Origin of the sequence: Streptosporangium sp. LJ11 (assembly GCF_051918945.1) — a bacterium.
Lineage (GTDB): Bacteria > Actinomycetota > Actinomycetes > Streptosporangiales > Streptosporangiaceae > Streptosporangium.
On sequence record NZ_JBPXMB010000002.1, the window covers coordinates 474,145 to 499,772 of the forward strand.

Consider the following 25,628-nt stretch of genomic DNA (forward strand, 5'->3'; position numbering starts at 1 on the left):
CACCGGTGTGCGGATTTTTGCACCTGCTCCTCCCCGGCCCCGGCTCCCGTGGGCGATCGGGGGCGTCTCCGGACGGCCCCCGTACGACACGCCCGACTGTCCAGTGGAAGGAGAAGCCGCGGTGACGATGGTTGAGGTGGTGGCGAGACGATGGCCCCTGGTGGGCCGCGACGCGGAGCTGAAGGCGTTCAAGGCGGTCCTCAATGAAACCGGTTACAAGGCTTTTCTCATCTTCGGTGAGCCCGGCGTCGGCATGACCCGGCTGGCGGAGGAATGCCTCACCGTCGCGGAGCTGCAGGGGCACGCCGTGGGCCGCGCCGCCGCGACCGGCGCGGCGGCGGAGATCCCCCTCGGGGCGATAGCACATCTCCTGCCGGACGGCGTGGATCTGTCGGATCCCGTCGCGGGCTTCGCGACGGCCGTCCGGCTCATGTCGCGGGCCTACGGCGCACCGGCCCGTCTCGTTCTGCTCATCGATGACCTGCACCTGCTCGACTCCGCCTCGGCCCTGCTGTTGCGCCAGCTCATGGAGACCGGTGCCGTCTTCCTGGTGGGCACGGTGCGCTCGGATGCCTCGTCCCTGGAGAGCGTCGTGACGCTCGGGCGGGGCGATGCCGTCCATCACGCCGACCTCGCGCCGTTGACGTGGCGGGAGGTGAACGAGCTCCTCCAGCACGCCCTGGCCGGGCACGTCCACCGGGAGAGCATCGACCGATTACACGCCGCGAGCGGAGGCAATCCGCTCTATCTGGGCGAACTGGTGCGCGGTGCGCTGGCCGAAGGCCGGCTGACGAACGACGGGGAGATCTGGCAGCTGGCCGCCACCGAGCCCCTTCCGGTCACCCGCCGCCTCACTGATCTGATCCGCCACCGGCTCGCGACGGTGGCGCCGTGCGGCCGTCGCCTTCTCGACGTCCTCGCGCTGTGCGGCCCGGTGTCCGTAGCCGACCTCGAACGCGAGCCCGGCGCCGAGGTCCTGGACGAGCTGGAGCGAGCCGGACTCGTCACCGTCGTACGGGAGGGACGGCGCACGTACGCCCGCCTGGCGCACCCTCTCTACACGGAGGTGCTGCCCCCGGGCATCACCGAGAGGCGGCGCAGGGAGATCCTGCGCGAGCAGGCGGACAGGCTGGAACGGACCGGCTCGCGCCGCCGGGAGGACGCCATGCGCCTGGCCTCCTACCGGCTCGCCGGCACCGGCACCGCCGATCCGGCCCTCCTCCTCCAGGCCGCCCGGCTCGCCGCGTACGGTGACGACCACGCCCGCGCGCTCGCCTTCCTCCGGGCGATCCCCGAGGACGACCTCACCTTCCCGGCCCTGCTTCTGCTCGGCCGCACGCTTTCGGAGGCGGGCCGGCCGCAGGAGGCCGAGGACGTGCTGTGCCGGGCCGACGGGCGGGCCACCACGGAGAGCCGCGCGCTCGCGGTGGCGCTGGCGCGCACCCACAACCTCATGTGGTGCCGCGGCGCAGCCCGCGAGGAGGCCGTCGCCGCGAACGGCGCGGCGCGCGACCGCGTCACGAGCGCCGCGGGCCGGTGGGCGCTGCAGGTGAACGAAGCCAACATACTCTCCAGCCTGGGCCACCACGCCGAGAGCCTCGGCCTGCTCGACGGCATGCTGGACGAGGAACCGGCGGTGGGTGACATCGCGGGCGTGGCAGCGTGGACGGCCGCCGCCGCGACGAGGGCCAGTGCGCTGTCCTTTCTCGGCCGGAGCGAGGAGGCGGTGCCGTGGGCCGAGCGGGCCGTGGCCCTGTGCGCGAAGGCGAGGACGGAAGGCAGGGGCCACGCCCCGCAGGAGGCGGCCGCGTGGTCCGCCCTCGTCCTGGCCCTGACCGAGATCGGACGTCTGCGGGAGGCCCGCGTCACCGCCGAGCGCGCCTACACCGACTCGGGCTGGGTGCCGACCGGGTGGCAGCGTACGCTCCTGGTCTTCCCGCTCGCCCGCAACGCCTGGACGGCCGGCCGCCCGGCCTCGGCGCGCCGCTGGTACGCGGAGATCGCGCACGACACCCGCCCCCAGGCAGTGATCATCCGTCCACTCGCCCTCGCCGGGCTCGCGGCGGCCGCGGCGCTGCAGGGTGACGTGCGCGCGGCGGAGGCCGCCCTCGCCGAGTACGCCGGCCTCGCGGCGCCGGTGTACGTGCCCGAGGAACGGCTCGGCGAGGCGTGGACGCACGTGGCGCGGGGAGAGCAGGGGGCGGCCAGGAGAGTGCTGCGGGAGGCGGCGGCCGAGGCCCGCGAGCGGGGGCAGTTCTCCTCCGAGGCCATGTTGCTGACGGACCTCGCGCGGCTCGGCGGCGCCGCGGAGGCGGCGAACGGTCTCTCGGAGCTCGCGAAGGCCGGGGGGCCCTTCACCGCCGCCCGGGCACGGCTGGCGGCCGCGCTGGCCGCCGGAGACCAGGACGGCCTGATGGCGGTGGCCGGCGACTTCGACCGGATGGGGGCGAGCCTGCTCGCGGCGGAGGCGGCGGGCGCGGCGGCGGAACTGTGGCGCCGTTCCGGCAGCCCCAGGCAGGCCTCCGCCGCCGCCGCGCGGGCGGCCGCGAACGCCGCCCTGTGCGAGGGCGCGCGCACGCCCCTGCTCCAGGCGGCCGACGCGGCCGTGCCGCTCACGACCAGGGAAAGCGAAGTGGCGATCCTGGCCTCCGGAGGGATGTCCAGCAAGGACATCGCGGCCAATCTGACCATCTCCGTCAGGACCGTGGACAACCACCTGCAGCGCGTCTACGCGAAGCTCGGCGTCTCGAACCGCCAGGAGCTGACCGGCCGGCTCGGCCGCACGAACAGGTGAACCACTCGGCCGCGCCGCCCGCGCACAGGGGCGCGGGCGGCGCGGCCGCGGAGTCGCCGGGTCCCGCCCGCCTTCGCCGGCGGGGCGGGACCCGGGTGGCGCAGGCGGCGCGTCAGACCGCTTCGAGCCAGTAATCGGAGACCCCGAACAGGCAGCCGGACTCGGTCCGCGCGGGGGTCGTGAAGCTCGTCCAGCGGCCCTCGACGACCGCCGCCGGCTCGCTGCGGTAGGTCAAGCCCCATGAGCAACTGGTGACGAGCCGGACCCGCGCGCTCGAGGCGTGGGGCTTGGTGTGGCACTCGTTCGCGAAGGCGCGATAGCCGGTCGGGCGGTAGGCGTCGTAGTAGGTTCCGGTCGCCCACGCCGGGCAGGCCACCTTGTCCGTCTCCAGATATTTGTATGTGCCCGCGGCGGCCGCCGGAGAGGCCGGGCCCAGTACGGTGAGCGCGGCGAGTGTGACGGCGCCCGCTTTCCTGACGATATTGTTCATGGCGTTTCCATATCCTCTCGAATTCACGGCGGGCGTTTTCACAGGGCGGAGGCGAGCGCCACCGCGACGCCTTCCGAACCGAGGGTGAGCTTGCTCTGCGGCAGGTTGCTGGCGTAGCAGTTGAACTGGGCGAAGCAGAGGTTGACCCCGCGCGCCATGTGGGAGTAGTGGGGCGACCCGACGCCGGTGGTGTTGGTTCCGACCGGCGCGCCCACGAAGGCGCGGACCACGTCGGTGACCAGGCCCTGCGGGTAGGCGACGGAGGACTTGTCGGTGAAGTAGTCACGTCGGTTGTACATGGGCTCGGAGATGACACGGGTGCTCTCCCAGCCCGAAACCTGGTTCGCCGTGCAGTAGGAGAACGCGTGATGCCAGGTGTAGATGGTGAGGCCCGCCCAGGAAGTGAGCGTCAGCGGGTGGTCGACGGCCCAGCATTTCTGCTGGTAGGACGCTAGCGCGGCGCGCGACGCGGAGGAGTCCCGGCCGCCGGGCCTCTGGGGCGGGTCGACCTTGGTGACGACCGGATCGCCCGCCTTCACCGACACCGGCACCGTACGGGCCAGCTGGGGGTCGTTCTTGATGATCTCGAGGTCGGCGGTGGTGGCCTTGCCCGACACGGCGTGCTGGATGGCGGTCCTGACGTCGGCCTCGGAAGGGCCGTCCGCGGCGGTCGCGGGACCCCCGGCGACCATCACCGCCGCGGCCGCGACAGCGAGTCCCGCGGACAGGGTGCGGAGCTTCATTCTCATTTCCCCTTCGAAATCGGAATACTGTTTTCGATAAGAGAAACTTTTTCAGCCGTGGAATTCGAGAGGTAGAGTAATGACTACTCATTCCTCCGTGCGCGACTGCTCATGCTCACCATGAACGCCGGGGCCGCGCGATGCGATCTCTCGATCGTCATCGTCCCCGCCCCGCTTCTCCGGGGCCCGCGCGCTCGCCGCTGCCGTCCGCGCCACCCGTGTCGGCCACCCGGCCCCGTACGCCGGAGCCGCCGGGCCGTCGCGTGCTTCCGTCCCTCCGGCCCGCGTCCGGGTGGCGGGCGGTGGCGACGCCGGTCGGCGCCGGCCGGCGCCGACCGGCGCCGACCGGCTCAGCCGGAGGCGACGGGACGGTAGCCCCTGACGTAGTCGACCGTGAACCGCTTGGGATAGGCGTGTCCGGGCCTCGGCGACCCGTCCGGCTCGGGGAACTCGTAGATGTTCAGCATCAGCTGCATCGGATAGCCCGGCGACTGGTGAACCGTCCGGACACGGCGCCCGTCGACGAAGAAGGCGACGTGCTCGGAGGTCCACTCGGCGGCGTAGACGTGAAACTCCCGCGCGTCGATGGGCAGGGTCTCCACCGTGAAGTCGTCGGTGATCTCCGGGTCCCCGAACGGGTGAAGCCCCATCCCCACCTTCACGCTGTCCGGTCCGACGTCCCGGCCGAAGATCTCGCACACGCATATCTCGGCGGAGCGCTCCGGCTCGTCCTCGTAGCCGATCATCCACAGCGCGACCATGCATCCCGGGTCGTCGATCGCCTTGGCCCGCATCTCGATCAGCCCGTACCTCGGGGTGTAGAGCCGGACGTTGCGCTGGGCCTCACGCACGACGGCCCTGGAACCGCGCCCGTGCTGCCCGATCGTGCTTCCCACCGGACCGGCGAAGACGCCGGTCTGCAGCGACGACACGCGGAGCGGCCCCTCGAGCTCGGGCGACCAGGGCGGCTGGTCCTCCTCGATCAGCAGGTGCAGACGCCCGCCGTCCAGCTCGTAGCGGGCGGCGGAGGCCGCGCGGTCGCTCCACTGGGGCAGGTATCGGGGAACCCAGCGATCCTCGTCGAGGCGGTCGGCCTCGAAGGTGTCCTCGAACTCCAGCTCGTAGCCGGCCCACGCCACGGGTCCCCACCTTCCTGCCGCCGTCTTTCCGGAAAGGACCATACGCCGGGTCGGCCGCCGCGGTCACGGGCGGCGCGGGTGTGGGCGGGCGGGGGCGGCGCGGACCGCTCACGGATCAGCGGCCAGGTTCTGCCAGCAGCAACGAATTGAGGGTGCCGTACTCAAGACCGCCCTCAAGGGCTCCGCAGGTGCCGTCGGTGAGCAGTTCCCGGGCGGCACGTGCGACCAGCCCGTAGGCCGCCTCGGCGATCGAGGATCCAGCACTCACCCGAGCCACGCCCAACGCCGCGAGCGCGGGCACGGTGAGAGTCCCGGGACCCGCCAGGACGTTCACCGGCACGGACACCGCACGCACGAGCGCCGTGATGGTCTCCGCATCCAGAGCCCCGAGAACGAACACCCCGTCAGCGCCGGCCGCCACGTAGGCCTCGGCCCGGGCCAGGGTTTCCTTCAGCCGTACCGCGGGATCCCCGGCCGGCAGACGGTGCGTGTCGATTCGGGTGTTGATGAACAGCGGCACACCAGCGGTGTCCGCGGCACCACGGGCAGCCGCGATGCGCTCGGACTGCTCCGGGACGGGACGCAGCAGGGCCGGGCCCGCGCGAAGTGAGTCCTCCAGATTGATGCCGACGGCTCCGGCCGCGAGCACGCCCCGCACGGTCTCGGCCACCCCCGCGGGGTCGGGCGCGTATCCGCCTTCGACATCGGCTGTCACCGGAACGTCGACCGCTGCGGCGACCCGAGCGATCAGGTCGAGGCCGCGGTCCCGGTCCAGGTGGTCGCCGTCTCCATAGCCCAGGGCCCACGAGACGCCGGCGCTGGTGGTGGCGACCGCGGCGGCGCCGGCATCCGTCACGATACGCGCGGAGGCGACGTCCCAGGCATTGGGCAGTACCAGCGGCCGGCCGGGGACGTGCATCGAGCGGAACAACAGGGCCTTGCCGCGAAGTGTCGTCATGCCGGTTATTTCATCAGACGGTACTGAAGCCCGATCAAACCTATTTCGCGAAGCCACCGCGGAGTATCGAAATCGCGCATGAGCTGCTGCCGGCTCCGGAGCTCGTCGCTGCCCGGGCACCAGTCGAGGCCCCAGCCGCCGAGGGCGTGGATGATCGGAAGAGTCTGGATGCCGGTTTCGGTGAGGCTGTAGCGAGCGCGCTGCCCCCGCGATGCGGTGCCGCGGGTGAGGATCCCCGCCTCGACGAGCCGCACGAGGCGGTCGGCGAGGATGTTCGAAGCGATGCCCTCGATCGATCCGGTGAGCAGCACCCGGAAGTAGCGGCGGTCGCCGAAGATGACGTCGCGCAGCACGAGCAACGATCAGCGATCTCCGAGCACCTCGACGGCGGCGTTGATCGGACACCCGGACCGTGGTTCCACGATTCCTCCTTGACAGGTATTTCGTCCTCACTACAGTAGTTGCAAAACGCAATCACTATGGTGGAAGAGGAGATGATGGGCCACTTCGTGTATTGGATGAACGTGTCCCTCGACCTGCGGATCGAGCAGGTTCCGGGGGACAACGGCGCGGGCGAGTGGCTGCGTATCGGCGAGGAACTGCACCGCGAGTTCAACGCCCGGGCACAGACGCTCGCCCTGATGGTCCAGGGCCGGGTCATGTACGAGACCATGGAGGAGTTCTGGCCACGGGCGCGCGAGGACACGTCGCTGCCGGACGTCTTGCGTGAGTACGGCGAGATCTGGACCGCCAAGCCCAAGGTGCTCGTCTCCCGCACCCGCCACAGCGCCGATCACGACACCCGGATCGTCGGCGGAGACGACGCGATCGAGCGGCTCGCCGCCCTGCGGGCCGAGACCGACGGCCCCATCGGGGTGGGCGGCGCGGCAATCGCGACGCAGCTGCTCCGGGCCGGGCTGCTTGACGAGCTGCTGCTCTTCACCCACCCGGAAATCCTCGGCTTCGGCAGGCCGCTGTTCGACGACTACGACCTGCCGATCGAGCTCGACCTACTCGAGCAGCGATCGTTCGAGCAGGGCGTCACGATGCATCGCTACGCCATCCGGGACGCGAGGCGGGCGAGCTCGTGCTGAGGCAGGTCGCGGAGGGCTCGCGCTCCGGGCGAGCGGCGGACGGCGGCGAGAGCCCACCGGCGGCGGGCCCGCTCATCCCTTCAGGCCCGAACGGGAGATGCCCTCGATGACCCAGCGCTGGGCGACGAGGTAGAGCACGATCACCGGCAGGCTGGCGATCACCGCCCCGGCCATCAACAGGTCGTAGCGGATGCTGTTGGCGCTCTGGAAGTTGCCCAGGCCCGCAGGGAGGGTGAGGGACTCGGGGCTGAGCAGCACGAAGATCGGCCACAGGAAGTCGTTCCAGTTGGTCAGGAACGACAGCAGGAACAGCGTGACCAGCGCCGGGCGGGCCAGCGGGAGCGCGATGGTGGTGAAGATCTGCCACCGGTTGCAGCCGTCCAGCTCGGCGGCCTCCTCCAGCTCCCCGGGCAGGGTGACGAAGAACTGCCGCAGGAAGAACACGCCGAACGCCCCCGCCGCCGCCGGGACGATCACCGCCGGCAGGCTGTCCACCCAGGCGAGCTCGTTGACGATCAGGAAGTTGGGGATCAGCAGCACCACCGGCGGCACGAACAGCGTCGCCACCACCGTCGCGAAGATCGTGCTCCGGCCGCGGAAGCGGAGCCGGGCCAGCGCGTACGCGGCCGGCGCGGCGGTCACCAGGACCAGGGCCGCGTGGCCGGTGGCGGCGGCGAGGCTGTTGAGGAACCACGTCATGATCGGGCTGTCGGCGCTGCCGAGCAGCTGCCGGTAGGCGTCCAGCGAGATCGGGTCGGGGATCCACTGCGGCTCGGTGGAGCCGGCCGCCTCGCGGGTCTTGAACGAGGTGACGAACATGTAGACCAGCGGGCTCAGGTACAGCGCCGCGATCACCGCCAGGACGAGGTGCAGCAGGGCGCGCCGCAGCCGCCGGGTGTCGAGGGTCATCGCGTGCTCCTGTCTCTGAAGGCGCCGAAGACCAGGGCGCTGGCCACCATCAGGAACGCGGCGAGGATGAAGCTCATCGCGGACGCGGTGCCCATGTCGAACTGGCGCAGGCCGGTCTCGGCGATGAGGTAGATCGCGGTCTTCGTCTGGTCGGCGGGCGCCCCGCGGGTGATGATGTAGGACTGGCCGAACATGTTGGCCGAGGCCAGGATCGTGGCGTTGACCACGAACACCGTGACCGGCCGCAGCCCCGGCAGGGTCACCGAGCGGAACCGGTGCCAGGCGGAGGCGCCGTCGACCATCGCGGCCTCGTGCAGCTCGCGCGGGATGTCCTGAAGCCCGGCGAGGAAGATGACCGAGTTCAGGCCGAGCGTCCACCAGACCGTCACGCCCACGAGGGCGACCCAGGCGGGCGGCACGTCGGTGGTCCACTGCACGTCCAGGCCGAGGTAGTGGTTGACCAGGCCGATGTTGCCGTCCAGCAGGAACTGCCAGACGAACCCGACGACCGCCACGCCCAGCACGTACGGCGCGAAGTAGACGGCGCGGTAGACGTTGCGTCCCGCGAAGCGGCCGTTCATCAGCAGCGCGGTGAGCAGGGGCAGCACGATGAGCAGCGGCACCGACGCGAGGGTGAAGATGCCGGTGGCCCGCATGGCCGTCCAGAACCGCGAGCCGTCCACGCTGGCCGGGTCGAACAGCTCGGCGTAGTTCTCCAGCCCGACGAACGGCTTGTCCGGGAGGTTGATGTCCCACTCGTGCAGGCTGGTCCAGAACCCGAAGCCGATCGGCAGCAGCATGAAGACGGCGAACAGCGCGAGGTAGGGGGCCAGGAAGGCGTACGGCGTCCAGGGCCGCATCCTGGGCGTGGTCCCGGCGGCGGGGGGCCGGTCCCCGGGGGCGGGGGACCGGCCCTTCCGCTCGGCGAGCAGGCTCACTTCCCGTACTTCCGCTTGTTGGCGGCGAGCAGCTTGTCGGCGGACGCCACGCCCTCCTTCAGCGCGTCGGCCGGGGACGCCTGCTTCAGCACGGCCTTGGCCACCGCGAGCTCCAGCGCCTTGGACTGCACGTCGCCGACGCCGGGCAGCGGCGGCAGGAAGCGGAAGATGTTCACGTCGGAGGCCATCCTGATCTGCGGCAGGTCGGCGATCGCGGGGTCCTGGCGGGCGGAGTTGCGCGCCGGGATCATCCCGGCCTTGGCCCACTCGGTGGACTGGCGGCTGATGTGGTCGATGAAGAACTTGGCCGCCTGGACCTTGTTCGGGTCCTTGCCCGCCTGGGAGGTCATCACGAAGTTGTGCGAGGAGGCCCAGGCCGCGGCCGTGCCGCCGATGTTCGGGATCGGGGACATGCCCCACTTCAGCGACCTGGCGTTGGTCTTCAGGTCGTTGATCTGCCAGATGCCGTCCCAGGTGAAGCTGACCTTGTCGTTCTTGAAGGCGGCGTACTGGCTGTCCTGGGCGACCTTGGCCGGGCTGAAGCCCTTGTCGATCTGCTCGACCATCCAGCCCAGGGCCTTGGCGCCAGCCTCGGAGCCCCAGAGCGCGTTCGCGCCGTCCTCGCTGTAGAGCTCGCCGCCGAACTGCCAGAGCAGGCTCATGAACATCAGGTGGGCCGGCCACTTGCTGGGCATCCAGAACGGGTTCTCGATCCCGGCCTCCTTCAGCCTGCCCAGGGCGTCCTCGTACCCGGCCCTGTCGGCGGGGGCGTCGTCGAGGTCGATCTTCTCCAGGTGGGAGGTGTTCCAGTAGTCGGCCAGGCTGTGCACGTCCAGCGGGACGCTGTAGCGCTTGCCCTCGTAGATCCCGGCGTTCCACACCGCGGGGATGAAGTCGGACTCGCTGAGCTTCAGCGCGCCGACCACGTCGTCCAGCGGGATCAGCGTCTTGCGGGTGGCGAAGGTGCCGATCCAGTCGTTGTGGATGACCGCCACGTCCGGGCCCTTGCCCGCGGTGATGGCCGTCGGCATGGCCGGGTAGAGGTCCTCCCAGCGCCGGGTGACGTTGCGGACCTCGATACGGCCGGCGTACTCCTTGTTGAACGCCTCCAGCATGGTCCGCATGTGCGGGCCGTCGCCGCCGGTGAAACCGTTCCAGTAGTCCAGGGTCACCTTGGGGCCGGAGTACTCCCCGCCGGAGAAGGTCGGCGCGGCCGGGGCCGGGGAGGAGGCACCGGATCCGAGCTTGGTGCCGCCGCCGCAGGCGGCCAGCGCGGCGGTCAGACCGGCGGCGCCGGTCAGGCCCATGAACGAGCGGCGGGACAGAGGACTGGTCATGTTCCTACTCCTGGGGGGAAGGGGCGGCGAAGCGGACGATGTTCCACGAGACGGGTGAGAGGTTCAGGAAGGCGCGGCGGCCCTCCAGGCGCGGGCCGTCGCCCGGCCGGGGGACGACACGGTCGGGCGCGTCGGCGGAGTTGACCGCCGACAGGTCGTCGTCGGTGAGCTCCAGGTGCTCCACGGGCCGCAGCCCCTCGGGCAGCGTGAGCTCCAGCGCGCACGGGGCGTTCCGGTCGCGGTTGACCACGAACAGCACCAGCTCGCCGGTCGCCTCGTCGTGCGTGGCGGTCGCCCAGATCGCGGGTGCCTCCCCGTATTTGGCGGTGGGGATCACCTCGCACTCCGGCTCCACCCGCAGCACCTGGCCGCGGGCGTGCCGCGCGGTCAGCGCGAACGGGTGGAAGATGCTCTGCCGCCACGCCGGGCCGCCCGGCTCGGTCCTGATCGGGGCGATCACGTTGGCCAGCTGTGCCTGGCAGGCGACGCCGACCCGGTCGGTGTTGCGCAGCAGCGTGATGAGCAGGCTGCCGACCACCACCGCGTCGGTCACGTCGTAGGTGTCCTCGATCAGCCGCGGGCGCTCCTCCCAGTCCAGCGACGACTCGCCGGAGAAACGGCTCTGGTACCAGACGTTCCACTCGTCGAAGGAGAGCCTGATCCGCTTCTTGCTGCGCAGCTTCGCGCCCACGTGGTCGGCGGTGGCCGTGATCGAGCGGATCATGTGCTCCATGTCGGCGCCGCTGGCGAGGAAGGAGTCGGCGTCGCCGTCGGAGGGGTCGTAGTAGGCGTGCAGCGAGATGTAGTCGACCATCTCGTACGTCGCCTCCAGCACCTCGGCCTCCCAGGCGCCGAACGTCGGCATGCCGCTGTTGGAGCTGCCGCAGGCCACCAGCGACAGGCCGTCGTCGAAGCGCTTGAGGGCCCGCGCGGTCTCGGCGGCGAGCCGGCCGTACTCGGCGGCGGTCTTGTGACCCATCTGCCACGGGCCGTCCAGCTCGTTGCCCAGGCACCACAGCCGCACGTCGTGCGGCTTGTCGACGCCGTGCGAGCGGCGCAGGTCCGACAGGCGCGTGCCGCCGGGGTAGTTGGTGTACTCGACCAGCTCCAGCGCCTCGGCCACCCCTCTGGTGCCGAGGTTGAGCGCCATCATCGGCTCGACCCCGGCCTTGGCGGCCCAGGCCATGAACTCGTTGAGCCCGAAGCGGTTGCCCTCCAGGCTCCGCCAGGCGAGGTCCAGCCGTGCCGGCCGCTCCTCGGCCGGGCCGACGCCGTCCTCCCAGCGGTAGTTGGAGACGAAGTTGCCCCCGGGGTAGCGGACCAGCGTCACCCCGAGCTCGCGGGTCAGCTCCAGCACGTCGGTGCGCAGGCCGTCGGCGTCGGCCAGCGGGTGGCCGGGCTCGAAGACGCCGGTGTAGACGCAGCGGCCCATGTGCTCGACGAAGGAACCGAAGAGCCGGGGCTCCACCGGGCCGATCCGGAAGGCGGGGTCCAGGGTGAGACGGGCGGTGGTCGCCAAGACACGACCTCTCTGTTAACGCGACATTTCGTGGTAGGGGGTTTCTACAACGTTGTTTCAACGTTGTAAACAGGTGCTCCGGAAGTCGATACCGGGGCGTTACGATCGTCGCAATCGGATCTCGTACGGTCCGTGGAGCGTCGGCCGGGCCGGGCGGCGGAGACCGCGGCGGGAATGGGGGAGCGGGTGGGTGCGAGCCTGCGCGACATCGCGCGCCTGGCGGGGGTGTCGGTGAAGACCGTCTCCAACGTCGTCAACGGGTACGCCCACGTGTCGCCCGTGACGCGGGCCAAGGTCGAGGAGGCGCTCTCCCAGCTGGAGTACCGGCCCAACCTGTCGGCCAGAAGCCTGCGTCAGGGACGCACCGGCGTGATCGCCCTGGCGCTGCCCGAGCTCGACGCCCCCTACTTCGCCGAACTGTCCAGGTTCGTCATCGACGCCGCGGCCAAGCTGAGGTGGCTGGTGGTCATCGAGCAGACCGACGGCCGCCTGGAGCGGGAGCGGCGCATCCTGGACGGGGTCCGCGACCACCGGGTGGACGGGGTGATCCTCAGTCCCATCGCCATCGGCGCCGACGAGCTCGCGGCGCGCACCGACGCCACCGCGCTCGTGCTGCTGGGCGAGCGGATCCACGACGGTCCCGCCGACCACGTGGCCATCGACAACGTACGGGCGGCGCGAGACGTCACCGAGCACCTGATCGGGCTCGGCCGCACCCGCGTCGCCGCGCTGGGGGCCGAGGACAACGCCGCCAGCGGCACCGCCCCGCTCCGCCTCGCCGGGTACCGCGAGGCCATGGCCGCCCACGGGCTGCCCGAGACGGTCGCCACGGTCGAGCGCTACCGCAGGGACCAGGGGGCGGCGGCGATGGCCGCGCTGCTGAAGCGCGCCGAACCGCCCGACGCGGTCTTCTGCTTCAACGACCTGCTGGCACTGGGCGCCATGCGGACCGTCCTCTCCGCCGGCCTGCGAGTGCCCGAGGACGTCGCGCTGGCCGGCCTCGACGACATCGAGGACGGCCGTTTCAGCACCCCGACGCTGACCACGGTCGCCCCCGACAAGGCCCAGCTGGCCCGGACCGCGGTCGACCTGCTCAAGCAGCGGATCGACGGCCCCGCCGACCGCCCCCCGAAGGAGGTGGGCGCGGGCTACCGGCTCATGGTCAGGGAGAGCACCCTCGGGCGGTGACCGGCGTGCCCCTTCCGGGGCCCGGCCGTCCTCGTGACCGCGATCCGGTAATAAATCTACATCGTAAAGGCCCCGGCTCGATTTGCAAGATCATTTCTGACCGTCCCTCCGCGAGAGAATCGGCGGGCAAAAGGCCCGGACACGTCAACCGGGAAGATTTAACGGCGCGGAACACCGGGGACGACAACGGCTGGTTCCCGTCGCGGTACACCGAGAGCCCATATGCGGCCATAATGACGCATCCACCCGCGCCCACCTGCGCTTTCGTCGACCGGCGACATCGCGGCTTTACGGGGTGCCGAAGATGATTCACAATTCCTGCGGGGGGTCACACGCCGACGCGGTTCGATAGGGGCATCATGCAACTCGGCAGGCGATCCTTTGTGGCGGTCCTTCTCACCCTCGGATTCCTCTCCCTGGCGTTACTCGCCGCCGCACTGGTGATCGGCCCGGCCGGAGAGACGGCGCTGGCCGCCGCCCCGGCGAGGGGCGCCCCGTACGTGGCCGCTCCGGCGGGGGCGGCCGACGACACCACCCCGCCGACGCGTCCCGCCGGCACGCGGCCCTGCCCGGTGCCGCAGGCCTCCACCCCGACCGGCTACGCCTCCATCTGCTGGGACCCCTCGACGGACGACACGGGGGTCGTCGGCTACGACCTGTACCGCCTGGACGCCGGCGGTTTCGTCCTCGCCGCCACCACGACCGGCACGATCGGCGGCTTCTCGGGCGAGCTGAACCGCTCGTACACGATGTACGTCGTGGCCAGGGACGCGGCGGGCAACGTCAGCCCGCCCTCCACCCTGATCACGGTGTCCGCGACGGTCGGCATGACCCCGACCGCCTCGCCGACCCCGCTGCCGGGCGACCGCGTGCCCCCGTCCAGGCCGACCGGCCTGAGCGAGCCCTGCCTGTGGGACTACCGGGGCGTCGCGTTCTGCTGGCAGCCGTCGAGCGACAACGTGGCGGTGACGGGATACGACGTCTACCGCGAGACCGCGACGGGTTACGCCAAGGTCGGCACCACCACCTATCCCTCGTACCAGGGCTCCGGAGGGCCCGGGGTGGTCATCGGGCAGCGCTACACCTACGTCGTGGTCGCCAGGGACGCGGCCGGCAACCTCAGCGCGCCGTCCGACCCGCTGTCCGTCCTGGCCAGGGAAGGTCTCCCCTCCCCGAGCCCGCTGCCGCCGTCGTGCACGGTGTCGTACCGGGCGACGACGTGGGGTTCGGGGCTGACCGCGAACATCACCGTGCGCAACAACGGCACGATCGCGTTCGAGGACTGGACGCTGACGGTCGACTACCCGGCGCCGGGCGTGCGCCTCGTCTCGGGCTGGTCGGCGGACTGGAGCCAGACCGGTTCGCGGATCGTCGGCACGAGCAAGCACTGGAACAGGGTCATCGCCCCCGGCTCGACGGTGCAGGTCGGGTTCGTCGCCTCGTCCAGCGGTCCCCCGCCCACCCCCGCGAGCTTCACCCTCAACGGAAGGGACTGCGCCGTCGGCGGCTGAGGGCGCCCTGGCGGTGCGGCCCGGACCACGGTCCCGGCTTGAGCGGCACCGGGATCGGCCGTCAGCGGATCCCGGTGCCGGTTGTGCCGCTCGGTAAGATCGGGGACACCGTCGACGTCCCCCTCGCCGCGTCCGCGCGCCGCCGGCGCCGAGGAGGCCCGAGCAGGGGAGAACGCCATGCTGGAGGCTTTCGCCGACCTGTCCACGCCGCTGGTGGCCGATGCCTGCGTCCGCGGCGGCCTGCCCCTGCGCGCCGCGCCGCCCGGCATCGGCCCGGTCGTCCCCGGACACCGGATCGCGGGACGCGCGCTGCCGGCGCGGCACTACGGCAGCGTGGACGTGTTCCTGGAGGCGTTCGGCCGGGCCGGGCGCGGTGACGTGCTGGTCGTCGACAACGGGGGGCGCCAGGACGAGGCGTGTGTCGGCGACCTGGCGGTGCTGGAGGCCGAGGCGGCGGGGATGGCGGGCCTGGTGGTGTGGGGGCTGCACCGCGACACGCCGGAGCTGGCGGAGATCGGACTTCCGGTGTTCAGCTACGGCCGCTACCCGCCCGGTCCGGTGCGGCTGGACGAACGGGAACCCGAGGCGCTGGCCACCGCGCGATTCGGGCCGCACCTGGTGAGCGCCGCCGACGTCGTCTTCGGCGACGACGACGGCGTGTTGTTCGTCGCCGCCGAGCACGTCGAGGGGGTGCTGGCGACGGCGCGCCGGATCGGGCGGACCGAGCGCGAGCAGGCCCGCAGGATCCGGGAGGGCGAGACGCTGCGCCGGCAGACGGCCTTCGACGACTACCTGGCGCGGCGCGACGCCGATCCTTCGTACACCTTCCGGCGGCATCTCCGGCGCGTCGGCGGAGCCATCGAGGAGTAGGCCGTGTCCCGACCGCCGCGGACGTGACGGCCGGTCACGTCCGGGGGAGTGTCCCGCTCCCGCGGCGGCCCAGGACAGGATCTTCGAGCACGCCGGGAGGATGACCGGCCCCGTACCTCCCCGTCGCCCGCACCCCGGGGTCCTATCGGGCCCCGGCCCCGATCGCGTCGTGGACCGCCTCCAGGAGGTCGGCGGCTCTGCGGTCGGGCACGCCTTCCTGGATGTGGTTCATGACGTAGCCGAAGGCGAGGCCGGTCGCCGGGTCGGCGAAGCCGAGCGATCCGCCGTAGCCGGGAAACCCGAAGGCGGTCGGGCTGTACCAGAAGGCGTCGGGGGTCGGCAGGCCGAAACCGGTGCCGATCCGGACCGGCACCCGCAGGACGCGGTCGACACCGCCGGTCTGTTCCGCGGTCGCCGCGGCCAGGGTGGCGGGTGTGAGGATGCGGTGTCCGTCGACCTCGCCGATGAGCGCGGCGTAGAAACGGGCCAGCGCGCGGGCCGTGCAGATGCCGTTGGTCGAGGGCATCTCGGCGACCTGCTCGGCGGGGTCGTCGTGGTTCGGCATCGGCGTGATGACGCTCGTCGCCCGCCTGGTCAGCGAGGTGGGGTCGGCGTAGGCCCGCATCACCTCGCGCGCGGGCTCGGGCAAAGCGTCCAGGTCGATCCGGGCGAACGCGTCCAGGTCGACGGGGGCGGCGACGATCCGGCTGACCCGGTGCAGCTCGGTTTCCGGCAGTCCGATCCACAGGTCCAGGCCGAGCGGCGCGGCGATCTCCTCGGCGAGGAAGGTGCCGAGGCTGCGGCCGGTCACCCGGCGGACGACCTCTCCGACCAGCCAGCCGTAGGTGTGCGCGTGGTAGCCGTGCTCGGTGCCCGGCTCCCAGGCGGGACGCTGGGCGGCCAGGGCGTTCACCATCGGGTCCCAGGCGATCGCCTCCGCCGGGGTGATCGGGTGGTCGATCACGGGAAGCCCGGCCTGGTGGGTGAGCAGCCAGCGGACCGGGATGTGATCCTTCCCGTTCGCCGCGAACTCCGGCCAGTACTCGGCGACGGGCGCGTCGAGGTCCAGCTCGCCCCGCTGGGCCAGCAGGTGCGCGCAGGCGGCGGTGACGCCCTTGGTGGTGGAGAAGACGACCTGCAGCGTGTCGCGCTCCCAGGGGCGGCCGGTCGCGGGGTCGGCGATCCCGCCCCACAGGTCGACGACCTTCCGGCCGTGCAGGTAGACGCCGACCGCGGCGCCCACCTCCTGCCCGCCGGCCAGGTTGGCCGCGAACGCCTCGCGCACCCCTTCGAACCCCGGTGCGGTGGTTCCTCCGATTTCGGGCATGCGTCATCGCCTTCCGTCTGGTGTGTGTCGCCGGAGGTGCTAGCCGCGCCATTTCTCGATGAGCCAGGCGCAGATCTCCGGCTCGGTCATCTCGGGAAACTCTTCGGTGAACGTGACGAGTGCGCGCACCGCCTCGTCCCGGTCCAGGCCACGCGCCGCCGCCGCTCTCAGGTACTCCTGACGTGCGGCGGAAGGACGGCCTCCGCCCGTGCCGCGGCCCGGCAGGCCGTCGCGCCACCGCGCGATCTCCTCCAGCCGATCGGCCCGCCAGCCGGGGGCTCCGTCGACCTCGACGTCGGGTTCGGGAAAGGGGTGACGCGAATCGCGCGGATGGCGTGAGCGCCACTTGTGCACCGCGTGCCGGCTCACCCCCAGCGCCTCGCCGACGCCGAGAACGCCGAGGAAGTGCTCGGTCATGGCGTACCAACTTGTCTGTCCGGCCTCTCCGTGGGTCCCATTACTACCACGCCCGAAGCGGAGTCCCGCGTCCACGGACACATCGAACATCGTCTCTACCAGAGACGATATTAGGGTGGGCGTTGGAACATCGTCAATATCAGAGACGACGTTATCTCCGGCGTTGGAACTTTGTGGACGCTTCATGCGTCGTTCCAGGAAAGCGGGAGGCATCGCCGGGGGAAAGGCAGGGGTGGCGATAGGGGTGACACGATCGCTCGCCGGGGGCGGGTGTGAGATGCGTGTGGACGAAAACTGTCTCGTCGTCGACGTGCCGGGGCGCCATCCGATCCGGTTGCCGCTCACCGGTGAGGAACGTGCGGCCCGCCTGGTCATGTACCGCCTTCCCCGGGAGAACGGGGTCGTCTATGGGGTCGCGGTCCTGAACGCCGCGGGAAGGGGCATGCTCGACTCCCCGGGGGCCAGGCCCCGCCATCTGGTGGAGGCGTTCGCCGTGCACGCCGGGCTGCTCTTCGAGTATCGGCCCCATGCCGCGGAGCGGGAGGGCTACGCCGACATCGAGACCCGGGCGCGTGGGTGGCGCAACACGGCGGACGTGGGGCTGCCGGTGCGTGGCACCCACTCTCCCTACGAGGTGGCGCTCCGGCTCCGGCCGTACGACGAGGTGTCCGGCGAGCTCCGGCCGTGCGAGGGTGCGCTGGAGGGCGCGCCCTGCCCGGCGACCACGCTCAGCTGGGACGGCCGGACGCTGGTCGCGGCGGATCCGGTGGCGGGGCGTTCGCTGCGGCTCATGCCCGCCTCCCTGTACCACTACCGGTACGAGCGCCGGGTGCTCGTCTCCGGCAAGGAGGAGACGCGCTCCCTCACCGGGCTCGCCGTGCTCGACGCCGACGGGCTGGTGCTCGCCGACCTTCCCGGCGAGTGGCCGGCCCACGAGGTGGCCGCCTTCGCGGCCGGCCGGAGACTTCCCGTGCACGATGCCCTGGTGGCGCCGCCGAGGGCGGTCCGCACCGCGCTGAGCAGGCGGGCCCCCGGCTGGACGCGCCTCACCGGGCTGGAGATCCCCCGGATGTCCAGGGCCAAGAAGACCGTCGCGGTCTGCGCCGGGGCGGCGGGGTTGTTCGCGATGGCCTATGTCGTCACGACGGGCGGCTGGTTCGCGTGGCGGGGGCTGTCCGCGCTGGGCGGGATGCTGCTGGACCTGCTGGACGCCAAGTGGCTGGCGGTCTTCTTCGCCCCCCTGCTCGTCGTCCTGAAGCCCGTGCGCGAGGCGTGGCACGCCTCGCGCATCCGGCGCGGTGCCGCGCTCGGGCCACCCGGGGGGCCGTACCTCTCCGTCCCGCGCGGGAGGACGGCACGCGTCCCGCACGGGAGGACGCTGCGCGTCGGGCTCGGCGCGCGGATGGTCCCCGACGACCTGGAGATCGGGCCTGACCTGGGCTGCGCGGCCGGCCTGATGGCCTACCGCCACGAGAGGCTGTCCGGGCTCTTCGTGGTGGACGGCGAGGGCAGGCCCGTCCGCCACCTGCCCGGCCCGTGGCCGCCGGAGGACGCGCACCGCTTCGCCGCGCGACGCGGGCTCGGCTTCGAGGTCCGGACGCTGGGCCGTGCGGAGTATCTCGACCTCACCGCCCGGGCTCGCGACGCCGTACCCTGACCCACCGCTCCCGGGGCGACCGCCGGGTGGCGGGGGAGACGACGACACGAGCGGCCGTCTCGATGCCAGATGCCTCTGAGCGGTGATGATTCCCCGAGACGGATCGACGCCGGGTGGGCTCGTACGGCACCATTATGTGACGCATGACGGCAATGTCCTCTCCGGCGATCGGCGAAGCCTCCGGCAGCTCGCGGATCGCGGCGGGGTTCTGCCCGGGTGGAGGCCCGATCCTCTCGTGAACAACCTTCAGTAGAACGCGCCGCTTCCACCCGCATACCTCTCACCTCCCCTGAAAGGCCCCCCTATGAGCGACCTCAACGCACTCCTCGCCCAGCGCGCCGAGCTGGACCGCCAGATCGAGGAACTCCAGTCCGGAGACCTGAAGGAGCGCGAGAACACGCTCAGCGACATCCTCGCGGCCGTCGCCGAGTGGGCCACCGTGCGCGGCCACGAGGCGCTCAGGAGGGAACTCAAGAACTGGGAGTACGTCACCTTCGCCGGTATCGAGGTCGGCGTGGGTCACGACGGCGGTGAGCGCTGGGGGCTGCCGCAGAGCTCGGTCAGCGTGATGGACTCCGTCAGCGGGACCGACGTGGAGTTCGGCACCACGCCCCCTCCGGTCCAGGCCGTCCTCGGCCTGCTGGAGGGCCTGCTGGCCACGCGCTAGCCCCGTCCCGCGCGTCCGCCGGAACCGGGACGGTCTCCGCGTGGCCACGCGCCGGCCCGTCCCGCGCGTCCGCCGAACCAGGACGATCCCCACACCACCGCCCCGGCCTCGCGTGCACGCCGGACCCCGCCCTCCCCGGAGGGCGGGGGTCGCGCGTCAGAGCTTGCGGAAGGTCCTCGCCTCCTCGGCCGCCGCGAGCACGGCCCGCAGCGCACAGCCGGTGCCCGCCGACACGACGGCCGAGATCGCCCCCTCCACGAACGGCACGTCGGCGATGACCACGCGCTCGTCCGCGAAGAGCCGGGCGGTGAGCACCGAGCTTCCCAGGTCGGGGATGAGGATCACCCCGTCTCCCCGGTCCACCTCCTCGATCGCCGCCGCCACCAGGTCGGGACTGGTCCCGAGGCCGCCGTCCTCGGTGCCGCCCGCGGCGGCCAGCGGGACGTTCGTGCCGCCGATCTGCGAGGCCAGCAGCGCCACCTCGGCCGCCAGCGGGCCGCTGTGCGAGATGAGGACGATGCCTACCACGGGCTCACCACGGGTCCGCCGGCCGGTTCGCGACCGGGTGCGAGCCGGCGGCCGCCCGCCTCCGGCCGGAGCGGGGAGCGGGTCATCGTGCCACCACCGCGTGCAGGGCGGAGAGGATGAGCGCGGTGGAGGCGGCGCCGGGGTCCTCGTGGCCCACGCTGCGCGGCCCGAGATAGCTGGCCCGGCCCTTGCGGGCCTGCATCGGGATCGTCGCCTCGGCTCCGGTACGGGCCGCCGCCGCCGCGGCCCCGACCGCCTCCGCCGGGTCCTTCCCGTCCTGTACGGCTTGTTCCAGTGCCCGCACGGCCGGGGCGAGGGCGTCCACCATGGTCTTGTCGCCCTCGGCCGCGGATCCCAGCTTGCGCACCCCGGCGAGCCCGGCCTCCAGGGCGGCGTGGAGCTGCGCGACGGACACCTCGGGGGTGTCGCCCAGCGTCTTGCCCGCCTCGCGGAACGCCGTGCCGTACAGGGGGCCGGACGCCCCGCCGACCTTGCGGATCAAGGTGTTGCCCACCAGCACCAGCAGCGATCCCGGGGTGCCGGGTTCCTTGCCGGCCAGGGCCGTGGTGACCGCGGTGAGGCCCCGGTCGAGGTTGACGCCGTGGTCGGCGTCGCCGATCGCGGCGTCCAGGCCGGTCAGCCGCTCCTTTTCGGCGGCGACGGTCCTGGCGGTCTCCTCGATCCAGGCGGCGAAAAGGGCGGTGTCCATCGCGGTGTTCATCTCGGTGTCGTCCGTGTCGGTGTGTGTCTCGGTATCGGTGCCGGTGTTCGTGCCGGTGTTCGGGGCGGCGTCCGTGCCGGAGGCCATCAGCGGCCCCAGCGCAGCGCGGGGGTTTCGACGGGGGCGTCCCACAACCGGGTGAGCTCCTCGTCCAACCGGCACACCGTGATCGAGAATCCCTGCATGTCGAGGCTCGTCACGTAGTTGCCGACAAGGTTACGCGCCGCCCGCGCCTGCTTCTCCGCCAGGTGCTCCACGACGGCCGCGTAGGCGATGTACAGCTCGATCAGCGGGGTGCCGCCCATGCCGTTCACCATCACGAGGGTGTCGCCGGAGATCGGCAGGTCCTCGTGGACGGCGTCCATCGCCAGGTGGACCAGCTCGCGGGCCGGGCGCATGGCCGAGCGCGTCCGGCCGGGCTCGCCGTGGATGCCGATGCCCAGCTCGATCTCGGTGTCGGCGAGATCGAAGGTGGGCATGCCCGCCGCGGGTGTGGTGCAGGGGCTCAGCGCGACCCCGAAGGAGCGGCTGCGGGCGTTGACCTCCCTGGCCACCCGCGCGACCTCGGCCAGCGGCGCGCCGGTCTCGGCCATCGCCCCGGCGATCTTCTCGACGAACAGCGTGGCGCCGGTGCCCCTGCGTCCCGCCGTGTAGAGGGAGTCGCGCACGGCCACGTCGTCGTCGACCAGCACGCTCTCCACCCGCACCCCCTCCTCGCCGCTCAGCTCGGCGGCCATCTGGAAGTTCAGCACGTCGCCCGTGTAGTTCTTCACGATGTGCAGGACGCCCGCCCCGCCGTCCACCGCCGCGGTGGCCTCGATCATCTGGTCGGGTACCGGGGAGGTGAAGATCTCACCGGCGCAGGCCGCGTCGAGCATGCCGTACCCCACGAATCCGGCGTGCAGCGGCTCGTGCCCCGACCCGCCGCCGGACACCAGGCCCACCTTGCCGGGGCGCGGTCCCGAGGCCCGGAACACGATCTGGTTGTCCACGTCCACCCGCAGCCCGGGATGGGCCGCCGCGACGCCGCGCAGCGCATCGGGAACGACGGACTCGACATCGTTGATGAGCTTTTTCACAGTTCCCAAACTCGCCCTGTTCGCGGGCGATGGCAAGCATCGGCCGCGGAAGCTCTTCCCGGCTTCCTTCCCGGCTTCGATGTCTCGGCCGGACCGGGGCGGGCGGGACCGGCGCGCGGCCGTCGCCGGGCAGGGAGGACCGGTGGGCACGCGAAGGTGGCGGGCGAAGGCGGCGCTGTAGGAGGATCTGCCGAGGTCCTGTCCCGTTGGAGTCCCGTTGGAGGCGTCATGTCGGTGTTGCGGAACCTGGTGGAGAGCATCCGGAACGGCGGGATCGAGGTGATCGACCTGACGGCGCCGCTGTCGTCGGAGACGCCGATCCTGCGGCTGCCGGAGCCGTTCGGCAACACCGTCCCGTTCGCGCTCAAGGAGATCAGCCGCTACGACGACCGCGGCCCCGCCTGGTACTGGAACGACATCGTGACGGGCGAGCACACCGGCACCCATTTCGACGCTCCCGTCCACTGGGTCACCGGCAAGGACGGCGAGGACGTCTCGCAGGTGCCGGTCGAGCGGCTGATCGCCCCGGCCGTGGTCCTCGACTTCGCCGCCGAGGCGGCCGAGAACGCCGACTTCCTGCTGGAGATCGCGCACGTCAAGGCATGGGAGGAGGCCAACGGGCCGCTGCCGGAGGGCGGATGGCTGCTCTACCGCACCGGCTGGGACGCCCGCTCCCACGACCAGGAGCGCTTCCTGAACGCGAACGAGACGGGCCCGCACACGCCCGGCGTCTCGGTCGAGTGCGCCCGGTGGCTGGCCGAGGAGACCCCGATCGCCGGGCTGGGCGTGGAGACCGTCGGTACCGACGCGGGCGCCGCGCACGGCTTCGACCCCGCCTTCCCGTGCCACTCGTTCCTGCTGGGCGCGGGGAAGTACGGCCTGACCCAGCTGCGCAACCTCGACCGGCTCCCGGTGACCGGCGCCGTGGTCGTCGCCCCGCCGCTGCCCATCGCCGGAGGCTCGGGCAGCCCGCTGCGGGTGCTGGCCCTGGTCGAGAGGTGAACGTCGCCGAGGTCGTGGGGCGGACCCTCGCCTCGCTCGGCGTGGGCACCGCCTTCGGGGTGGTGGGCAGCGGCAACTTCCACGTGACCAACGCCCTGGTCGCGTACGGCGCGCGCTACGTCGCCGCGCGCCACGAGGGCGGCGCGGCGACCATGGCAGACGCCTACGCCCGCCTCAGCGGCGAGGTCGCCGTGCTCAGCGTCCACCAGGGGCCGGGGCTCACCAACGCGATGACCGGCATCGCCGAGGCCGCCAAGAGCCGCACCCCGCTCGTCGTGCTGGCCGGAGAGGTGACCGAGCCCCGCTCGAACTTCTTCGTCGACCAGGTCACGCTGGCGGAGGCGGTGGGTGCCGTCGCGATGCGGATCGGGTCGGCGGAGACCGCCGCCGCCGACACGGCCGAGGCGTTCCGCGCCGCCCGCGACGGACGCCGTACGGTCCTGCTCAACCTTCCGCTGGAGGTTCAGGGCCTGGCCGTCCCGGACGCGGGCCGGGAGGCTCCGGCGGCCGTCGCGGAGGGGGAGGGGCCGGGGGCGGCCGTACCGGAATCCGGGCAGGCCGTCCGGTGGCCGGGATCCGGTGAGGTCGTCCCGCCGCGGGAACCCGGGGTCGAGCGGGTCGCCCGGCTGGCGGAGATCCTCGCGGCGGCCCGCCGTCCCGTCTTCGTGGCCGGGCGGGGCGCACGCGGGGCCCGGCGCGAGATCGAGGAACTCGCCGAGCGGGCCGGGGCGCTGCTGGCCACCTCCGCCGTGGCGAAAGGGCTCTTCCGGGGCAGTCCGTGGGATCTGGACGTGAGCGGCGGGTTCGCCTCGCCGCTCACGGTCGAGCTCATCCGCGACGCCGACGTGCTCGTGGGCTGGGGCTGCGCCCTCAACATGTGGACCATGCGCCACGGCACGCTGATCGGCCGCGACACCACCGTCGTCCAGGTCGACCTGGACGAGGCCGCGCTCGGTGCTCACCGGCCCGTCCACCTCGGCGTGGCCGGTGACGCCGCCCTCACCGCGCGGGCCACCGCTCGCCTGCTCGGCGACGGCGACGGCGACGGCGACGGCGAGGGTGACGGCGAGGGCGAGGGTGACGGCGAGGGCGAGGGCGAGGGCGACGGCGACGGCGAGGGTGACGGCGATCGTGACGGTGACAGCGACGGTGACGGTGTATCGCGTGACGAGGTGAAAGTCCCGGGCGGTGCGAGCGCCGGCGTCCCGGGCGCCGGCGGAGCCGGGTACCGCTCGGCGGGGCTGGCCGCGCGGATCGCCGGGGAGAACCGCTGGCGGGACGTTCCCTACACCGACGAGAGCGGCGACGGCAGGATCGACCCCCGGACGCTGACGATCGCGCTGGACGACCTGCTCCCCGCGGAACGCGTGGTCTCCATCGACTCCGGAAATTTCATGGGATATCCGTCGATGTTTCTCGATGTCCCTGATGAGCGGGGTTTCTGCTTCACACAGGCGTTCCAGTCGATCGGCCTCGGCCTCGCCACCGCGATCGGCGCGGCCCTGGCCCAGCCGGACCGGCTCCCGGTGGCCGCGCTGGGCGACGGCGGCGCGCTGATGGGCGTCGCCGAGCTGGAGACGGTCGTACGACTCGGCCTGCCGATGGTGATCGTCGTGTACGACGACGACGGCTACGGTGCCGAGGTGCACCACTTCGGCCCGGACGGGCACCCCCTGGAGACCGTGACCTTCCCGCCCGCCGACATCGCCGCCGTCGCCCGCGGCTTCGGCTGCGAGGCGGTCACCGTACGGACCCGGGAGGATCTCGTCGCGGTGGCCCGGTGGCTGGAGGGGGACCGTGACCGGCCCCTGCTGGTCCACGCCAGGGTCAGCCGCGCGCGCGGATCGTGGTGGCTGGAGGAGGCGTTCAGGGGGCACTGAGGCCCGGCCCCGCGAGGGCGTCCGCAAGAGGATCGGGGGAGGTCGGGCCGGGGGGAGAGCTGAGGTACGGTTCAGCCATGGCTGAGATCGTGTACCCCCCGGTCATCGGGGCGGCGTTGACCTTGTTCCGTGCGCTGGACCTCAAAATCCGCATCGAGGGCGCGGAGCGCATCCCGCGGACCGGCGGGGCCGTGCTGGTCAGCAATCACATCAGCTATCTCGACTTCATCTTCGCCGGTCTGGCCGCGCGTCCCTCCGGGCGCCTGGTGCGTTTCATGGCGAAGAAGGAGGTGTTCGACCACCGGATCTCCGGACCGCTGATGCGCGGCATGCACCACATCCCGGTCGACCGCGCGGCCGGGGCCGCCGCGTTCGGCGCGGCGCTGAAGTCGCTCAAGGGCGGTGAGGTCGTCGGCGTGTTCGCCGAGGCCACGATCAGCCGGTCCTTCACGATCAAGGAGATCAAGAACGGCGCGGTCCGGATGGCCGTCAGCGCCAAGGTGCCGATGATCCCGGTCTCCCTGTGGGGCACCCAGCGGCTGTGGACCAAGGGTCACCCCAAGAAGCTGCTGCAGCGGCACGTGCCGATCACGATCCAGGTCGGCGAGCCGATGTACCCCCAGCGCGGCGACGACTACGACGCCGTCACCGCGGACCTGCGCGAGCGCATGGCCGAGATGCTCGACAAGGCGCAGCGGAGCTACCCGGAGATCCCGCCGGGCGTCTGGTGGCAGCCCCGCCACCTCGGCGGCACCGCGCCCACCCCCGAGGAGGCCGCCAAGCTGGACGCCGCCGAGGCGGAGGCCAGGGCGGTCCGCGACAAGCCATGAACAGGTAGTTCACAAGTGGCGTGCCCCATC

At 72.0% G+C, this 25,628-nt stretch carries 24 protein-coding genes; 10 read left to right on the top strand and 14 right to left on the bottom strand.

The genetic code is table 11. From position 1 onward, the window contains the following. The first annotated feature begins 127 nt into the window (after positions 1-127). Positions 128-2,794, top strand: a complete 2,667-nt coding sequence (locus ACTOQ3_RS04525) for a LuxR C-terminal-related transcriptional regulator (protein WP_440082187.1) — start codon at positions 128-130, stop codon at positions 2,792-2,794. A 112-nt stretch (positions 2,795-2,906) separates the two neighbouring features. On the opposite strand, the gene ACTOQ3_RS04530 is transcribed toward ACTOQ3_RS04525, so the two are convergent. The 5 genes from ACTOQ3_RS04530 to ACTOQ3_RS04550 form a co-directional block, all read right to left on the bottom strand. Continuing rightward, positions 2,907-3,284 (bottom strand): hypothetical protein, encoded by a 378-nt coding sequence (locus tag ACTOQ3_RS04530; RefSeq protein WP_440082119.1) that lies wholly within the window; start codon positions 3,282-3,284, stop codon positions 2,907-2,909. A gap of 38 nt (positions 3,285-3,322) precedes the next feature. Beyond that, positions 3,323-4,027, bottom strand: a complete 705-nt coding sequence (locus tag ACTOQ3_RS04535) for a hypothetical protein (RefSeq protein ID WP_440082120.1) — start codon at positions 4,025-4,027, stop codon at positions 3,323-3,325. 350 nt (positions 4,028-4,377) lie between these two features. Continuing rightward, complete coding sequence (locus ACTOQ3_RS04540; RefSeq protein ID WP_440082121.1) at positions 4,378-5,166, bottom strand: glycoside hydrolase family 16 protein; 789 nt, start codon at positions 5,164-5,166, stop codon at positions 4,378-4,380. 115 nt (positions 5,167-5,281) lie between these two features. Then, positions 5,282-6,124, bottom strand: a complete 843-nt coding sequence (locus ACTOQ3_RS04545) for an isocitrate lyase/PEP mutase family protein (protein ID WP_440082122.1) — start codon at positions 6,122-6,124, stop codon at positions 5,282-5,284. Positions 6,125-6,129: 5 nt separating this feature from the next. Next, positions 6,130-6,477 (bottom strand): winged helix-turn-helix transcriptional regulator, encoded by a 348-nt coding sequence (locus tag ACTOQ3_RS04550; RefSeq protein WP_440082188.1) that lies wholly within the window; start codon positions 6,475-6,477, stop codon positions 6,130-6,132. A gap of 165 nt (positions 6,478-6,642) precedes the next feature. Here ACTOQ3_RS04550 and ACTOQ3_RS04555 point away from each other — a divergent pair, with 165 nt between their 5' ends. Then, on the top strand, positions 6,643-7,218 hold the full coding sequence (locus tag ACTOQ3_RS04555; RefSeq protein WP_440082123.1) for a dihydrofolate reductase family protein: 576 nt from the start codon (positions 6,643-6,645) through the stop codon (positions 7,216-7,218). A 72-nt stretch (positions 7,219-7,290) separates the two neighbouring features. Here ACTOQ3_RS04555 and ACTOQ3_RS04560 read toward each other — a convergent pair whose 3' ends face one another. The 4 genes from ACTOQ3_RS04560 to arfA are packed head-to-tail and all read right to left on the bottom strand — an operon-like array spanning position 7,291 to position 11,921. Beyond that, positions 7,291-8,127, bottom strand: a complete 837-nt coding sequence (locus tag ACTOQ3_RS04560) for a carbohydrate ABC transporter permease (protein WP_440082124.1) — start codon at positions 8,125-8,127, stop codon at positions 7,291-7,293. Beyond that, positions 8,124-9,065, bottom strand: coding sequence for a carbohydrate ABC transporter permease (locus ACTOQ3_RS04565; protein ID WP_440082125.1), 942 nt, complete (start codon positions 9,063-9,065; stop codon positions 8,124-8,126). The genes ACTOQ3_RS04560 and ACTOQ3_RS04565 overlap by 4 nt, the downstream gene beginning before the upstream one ends. Further along, the gene (locus ACTOQ3_RS04570) at positions 9,062-10,402 is read right to left on the bottom strand and encodes an extracellular solute-binding protein (protein ID WP_440082126.1); all 1,341 of its coding nucleotides are present in this window, start codon (positions 10,400-10,402) and stop codon (positions 9,062-9,064) included. The genes ACTOQ3_RS04565 and ACTOQ3_RS04570 overlap by 4 nt, the downstream gene beginning before the upstream one ends. Positions 10,403-10,406: 4 nt before the next feature. After that, positions 10,407-11,921 (bottom strand): arabinosylfuranosidase ArfA, encoded by a 1,515-nt coding sequence (arfA, locus tag ACTOQ3_RS04575; protein WP_440082128.1) that lies wholly within the window; start codon positions 11,919-11,921, stop codon positions 10,407-10,409. Positions 11,922-12,053: 132 nt separating this feature from the next. Between arfA and ACTOQ3_RS04580 the strand changes: the two genes are divergently transcribed. From ACTOQ3_RS04580 to ACTOQ3_RS04590, 3 genes are all read left to right on the top strand, one after another. Continuing rightward, positions 12,054-13,109, top strand: coding sequence for a LacI family DNA-binding transcriptional regulator (locus tag ACTOQ3_RS04580; protein ID WP_440082129.1), 1,056 nt, complete (start codon positions 12,054-12,056; stop codon positions 13,107-13,109). Between the two features lie 383 nt (positions 13,110-13,492). After that, positions 13,493-14,620, top strand: a complete 1,128-nt coding sequence (locus tag ACTOQ3_RS04585; protein ID WP_440082130.1) for a cellulose binding domain-containing protein — start codon at positions 13,493-13,495, stop codon at positions 14,618-14,620. Positions 14,621-14,797: 177 nt separating this feature from the next. Then, a complete protein-coding gene (locus tag ACTOQ3_RS04590; RefSeq protein WP_440082131.1) occupies positions 14,798-15,490 on the top strand; it encodes an RraA family protein in 693 nt (230 codons plus the stop codon). Positions 15,491-15,632: 142 nt separating this feature from the next. On the opposite strand, the gene ACTOQ3_RS04595 is transcribed toward ACTOQ3_RS04590, so the two are convergent. Next, positions 15,633-16,817: a serine hydrolase domain-containing protein gene (locus ACTOQ3_RS04595; protein ID WP_440082132.1), complete on the bottom strand. Its 1,185-nt coding sequence runs from the start codon at positions 16,815-16,817 to the stop codon at positions 15,633-15,635. Between the two features lie 39 nt (positions 16,818-16,856). After that, on the bottom strand, positions 16,857-17,234 hold the full coding sequence (locus tag ACTOQ3_RS04600; RefSeq protein WP_440082133.1) for a hypothetical protein: 378 nt from the start codon (positions 17,232-17,234) through the stop codon (positions 16,857-16,859). 277 nt (positions 17,235-17,511) lie between these two features. Here ACTOQ3_RS04600 and ACTOQ3_RS04605 point away from each other — a divergent pair, with 277 nt between their 5' ends. Continuing rightward, entirely contained in the window at positions 17,512-18,891 is a 1,380-nt protein-coding gene (locus tag ACTOQ3_RS04605; RefSeq protein ID WP_440082134.1) for a hypothetical protein, read from the top strand. Between the two features lie 304 nt (positions 18,892-19,195). Next, the gene (locus ACTOQ3_RS04610; RefSeq protein WP_440064848.1) at positions 19,196-19,558 is read left to right on the top strand and encodes a hypothetical protein; all 363 of its coding nucleotides are present in this window, start codon (positions 19,196-19,198) and stop codon (positions 19,556-19,558) included. A gap of 156 nt (positions 19,559-19,714) precedes the next feature. Here ACTOQ3_RS04610 and ACTOQ3_RS04615 read toward each other — a convergent pair whose 3' ends face one another. The 3 genes from ACTOQ3_RS04615 to dhaK all read right to left on the bottom strand — a co-directional run bounded on the left by ACTOQ3_RS04615 (position 19,715) and on the right by dhaK (position 21,886). Then, on the bottom strand, positions 19,715-20,086 hold the full coding sequence (locus ACTOQ3_RS04615) for a PTS-dependent dihydroxyacetone kinase phosphotransferase subunit DhaM (protein ID WP_440082135.1): 372 nt from the start codon (positions 20,084-20,086) through the stop codon (positions 19,715-19,717). Between the two features lie 82 nt (positions 20,087-20,168). Continuing rightward, complete coding sequence (dhaL, locus tag ACTOQ3_RS04620; protein WP_440082136.1) at positions 20,169-20,894, bottom strand: dihydroxyacetone kinase subunit DhaL; 726 nt, start codon at positions 20,892-20,894, stop codon at positions 20,169-20,171. Further along, positions 20,894-21,886 (bottom strand): dihydroxyacetone kinase subunit DhaK, encoded by a 993-nt coding sequence (gene dhaK, locus ACTOQ3_RS04625; protein WP_440082137.1) that lies wholly within the window; start codon positions 21,884-21,886, stop codon positions 20,894-20,896. The genes dhaL and dhaK overlap by 1 nt, the downstream gene beginning before the upstream one ends. Positions 21,887-22,114: 228 nt before the next feature. Between dhaK and ACTOQ3_RS04630 the strand changes: the two genes are divergently transcribed. The 3 genes from ACTOQ3_RS04630 to ACTOQ3_RS04640 all read left to right on the top strand — a co-directional run bounded on the left by ACTOQ3_RS04630 (position 22,115) and on the right by ACTOQ3_RS04640 (position 25,598). After that, positions 22,115-22,888 (top strand): cyclase family protein, encoded by a 774-nt coding sequence (locus tag ACTOQ3_RS04630; RefSeq protein ID WP_440064840.1) that lies wholly within the window; start codon positions 22,115-22,117, stop codon positions 22,886-22,888. Next, a complete protein-coding gene (locus tag ACTOQ3_RS04635) occupies positions 22,885-24,768 on the top strand; it encodes a thiamine pyrophosphate-binding protein (protein WP_440082138.1) in 1,884 nt (627 codons plus the stop codon). The genes ACTOQ3_RS04630 and ACTOQ3_RS04635 overlap by 4 nt, the downstream gene beginning before the upstream one ends. A 77-nt stretch (positions 24,769-24,845) precedes the next feature. Further along, a complete protein-coding gene (locus ACTOQ3_RS04640; RefSeq protein WP_440082139.1) occupies positions 24,846-25,598 on the top strand; it encodes a lysophospholipid acyltransferase family protein in 753 nt (250 codons plus the stop codon). Positions 25,599-25,628: the final 30 nt, after the last annotated feature.

Coding starts and splice junctions, on each gene's coding strand:
- ACTOQ3_RS04525 (WP_440082187.1), top strand. CDS start 128: ATGGTTGAGGTGGTGGCGAGACGATGGCCCCTGGTGGGCCGCGACGCG.
- ACTOQ3_RS04530 (WP_440082119.1), bottom strand. CDS start 3,284: ATGAACAATATCGTCAGGAAAGCGGGCGCCGTCACACTCGCCGCGCTC.
- ACTOQ3_RS04535 (WP_440082120.1), bottom strand. CDS start 4,027: ATGAAGCTCCGCACCCTGTCCGCGGGACTCGCTGTCGCGGCCGCGGCG.
- ACTOQ3_RS04545 (WP_440082122.1), bottom strand. CDS start 6,124: ATGACGACACTTCGCGGCAAGGCCCTGTTGTTCCGCTCGATGCACGTC.
- ACTOQ3_RS04555 (WP_440082123.1), top strand. CDS start 6,643: ATGAACGTGTCCCTCGACCTGCGGATCGAGCAGGTTCCGGGGGACAAC.
- ACTOQ3_RS04560 (WP_440082124.1), bottom strand. CDS start 8,127: ATGACCCTCGACACCCGGCGGCTGCGGCGCGCCCTGCTGCACCTCGTC.
- ACTOQ3_RS04570 (WP_440082126.1), bottom strand. CDS start 10,402: ATGACCAGTCCTCTGTCCCGCCGCTCGTTCATGGGCCTGACCGGCGCC.
- ACTOQ3_RS04590 (WP_440082131.1), top strand. CDS start 14,798: ATGCTGGAGGCTTTCGCCGACCTGTCCACGCCGCTGGTGGCCGATGCC.
- ACTOQ3_RS04595 (WP_440082132.1), bottom strand. CDS start 16,817: ATGCCCGAAATCGGAGGAACCACCGCACCGGGGTTCGAAGGGGTGCGC.
- ACTOQ3_RS04600 (WP_440082133.1), bottom strand. CDS start 17,234: ATGACCGAGCACTTCCTCGGCGTTCTCGGCGTCGGCGAGGCGCTGGGG.
- ACTOQ3_RS04605 (WP_440082134.1), top strand. CDS start 17,512: ATGCGTGTGGACGAAAACTGTCTCGTCGTCGACGTGCCGGGGCGCCAT.
- ACTOQ3_RS04610 (WP_440064848.1), top strand. CDS start 19,196: ATGAGCGACCTCAACGCACTCCTCGCCCAGCGCGCCGAGCTGGACCGC.
- dhaL (WP_440082136.1), bottom strand. CDS start 20,894: ATGGCCTCCGGCACGGACGCCGCCCCGAACACCGGCACGAACACCGGC.
- ACTOQ3_RS04630 (WP_440064840.1), top strand. CDS start 22,115: ATGTCGGTGTTGCGGAACCTGGTGGAGAGCATCCGGAACGGCGGGATC.
- ACTOQ3_RS04640 (WP_440082139.1), top strand. CDS start 24,846: ATGGCTGAGATCGTGTACCCCCCGGTCATCGGGGCGGCGTTGACCTTG.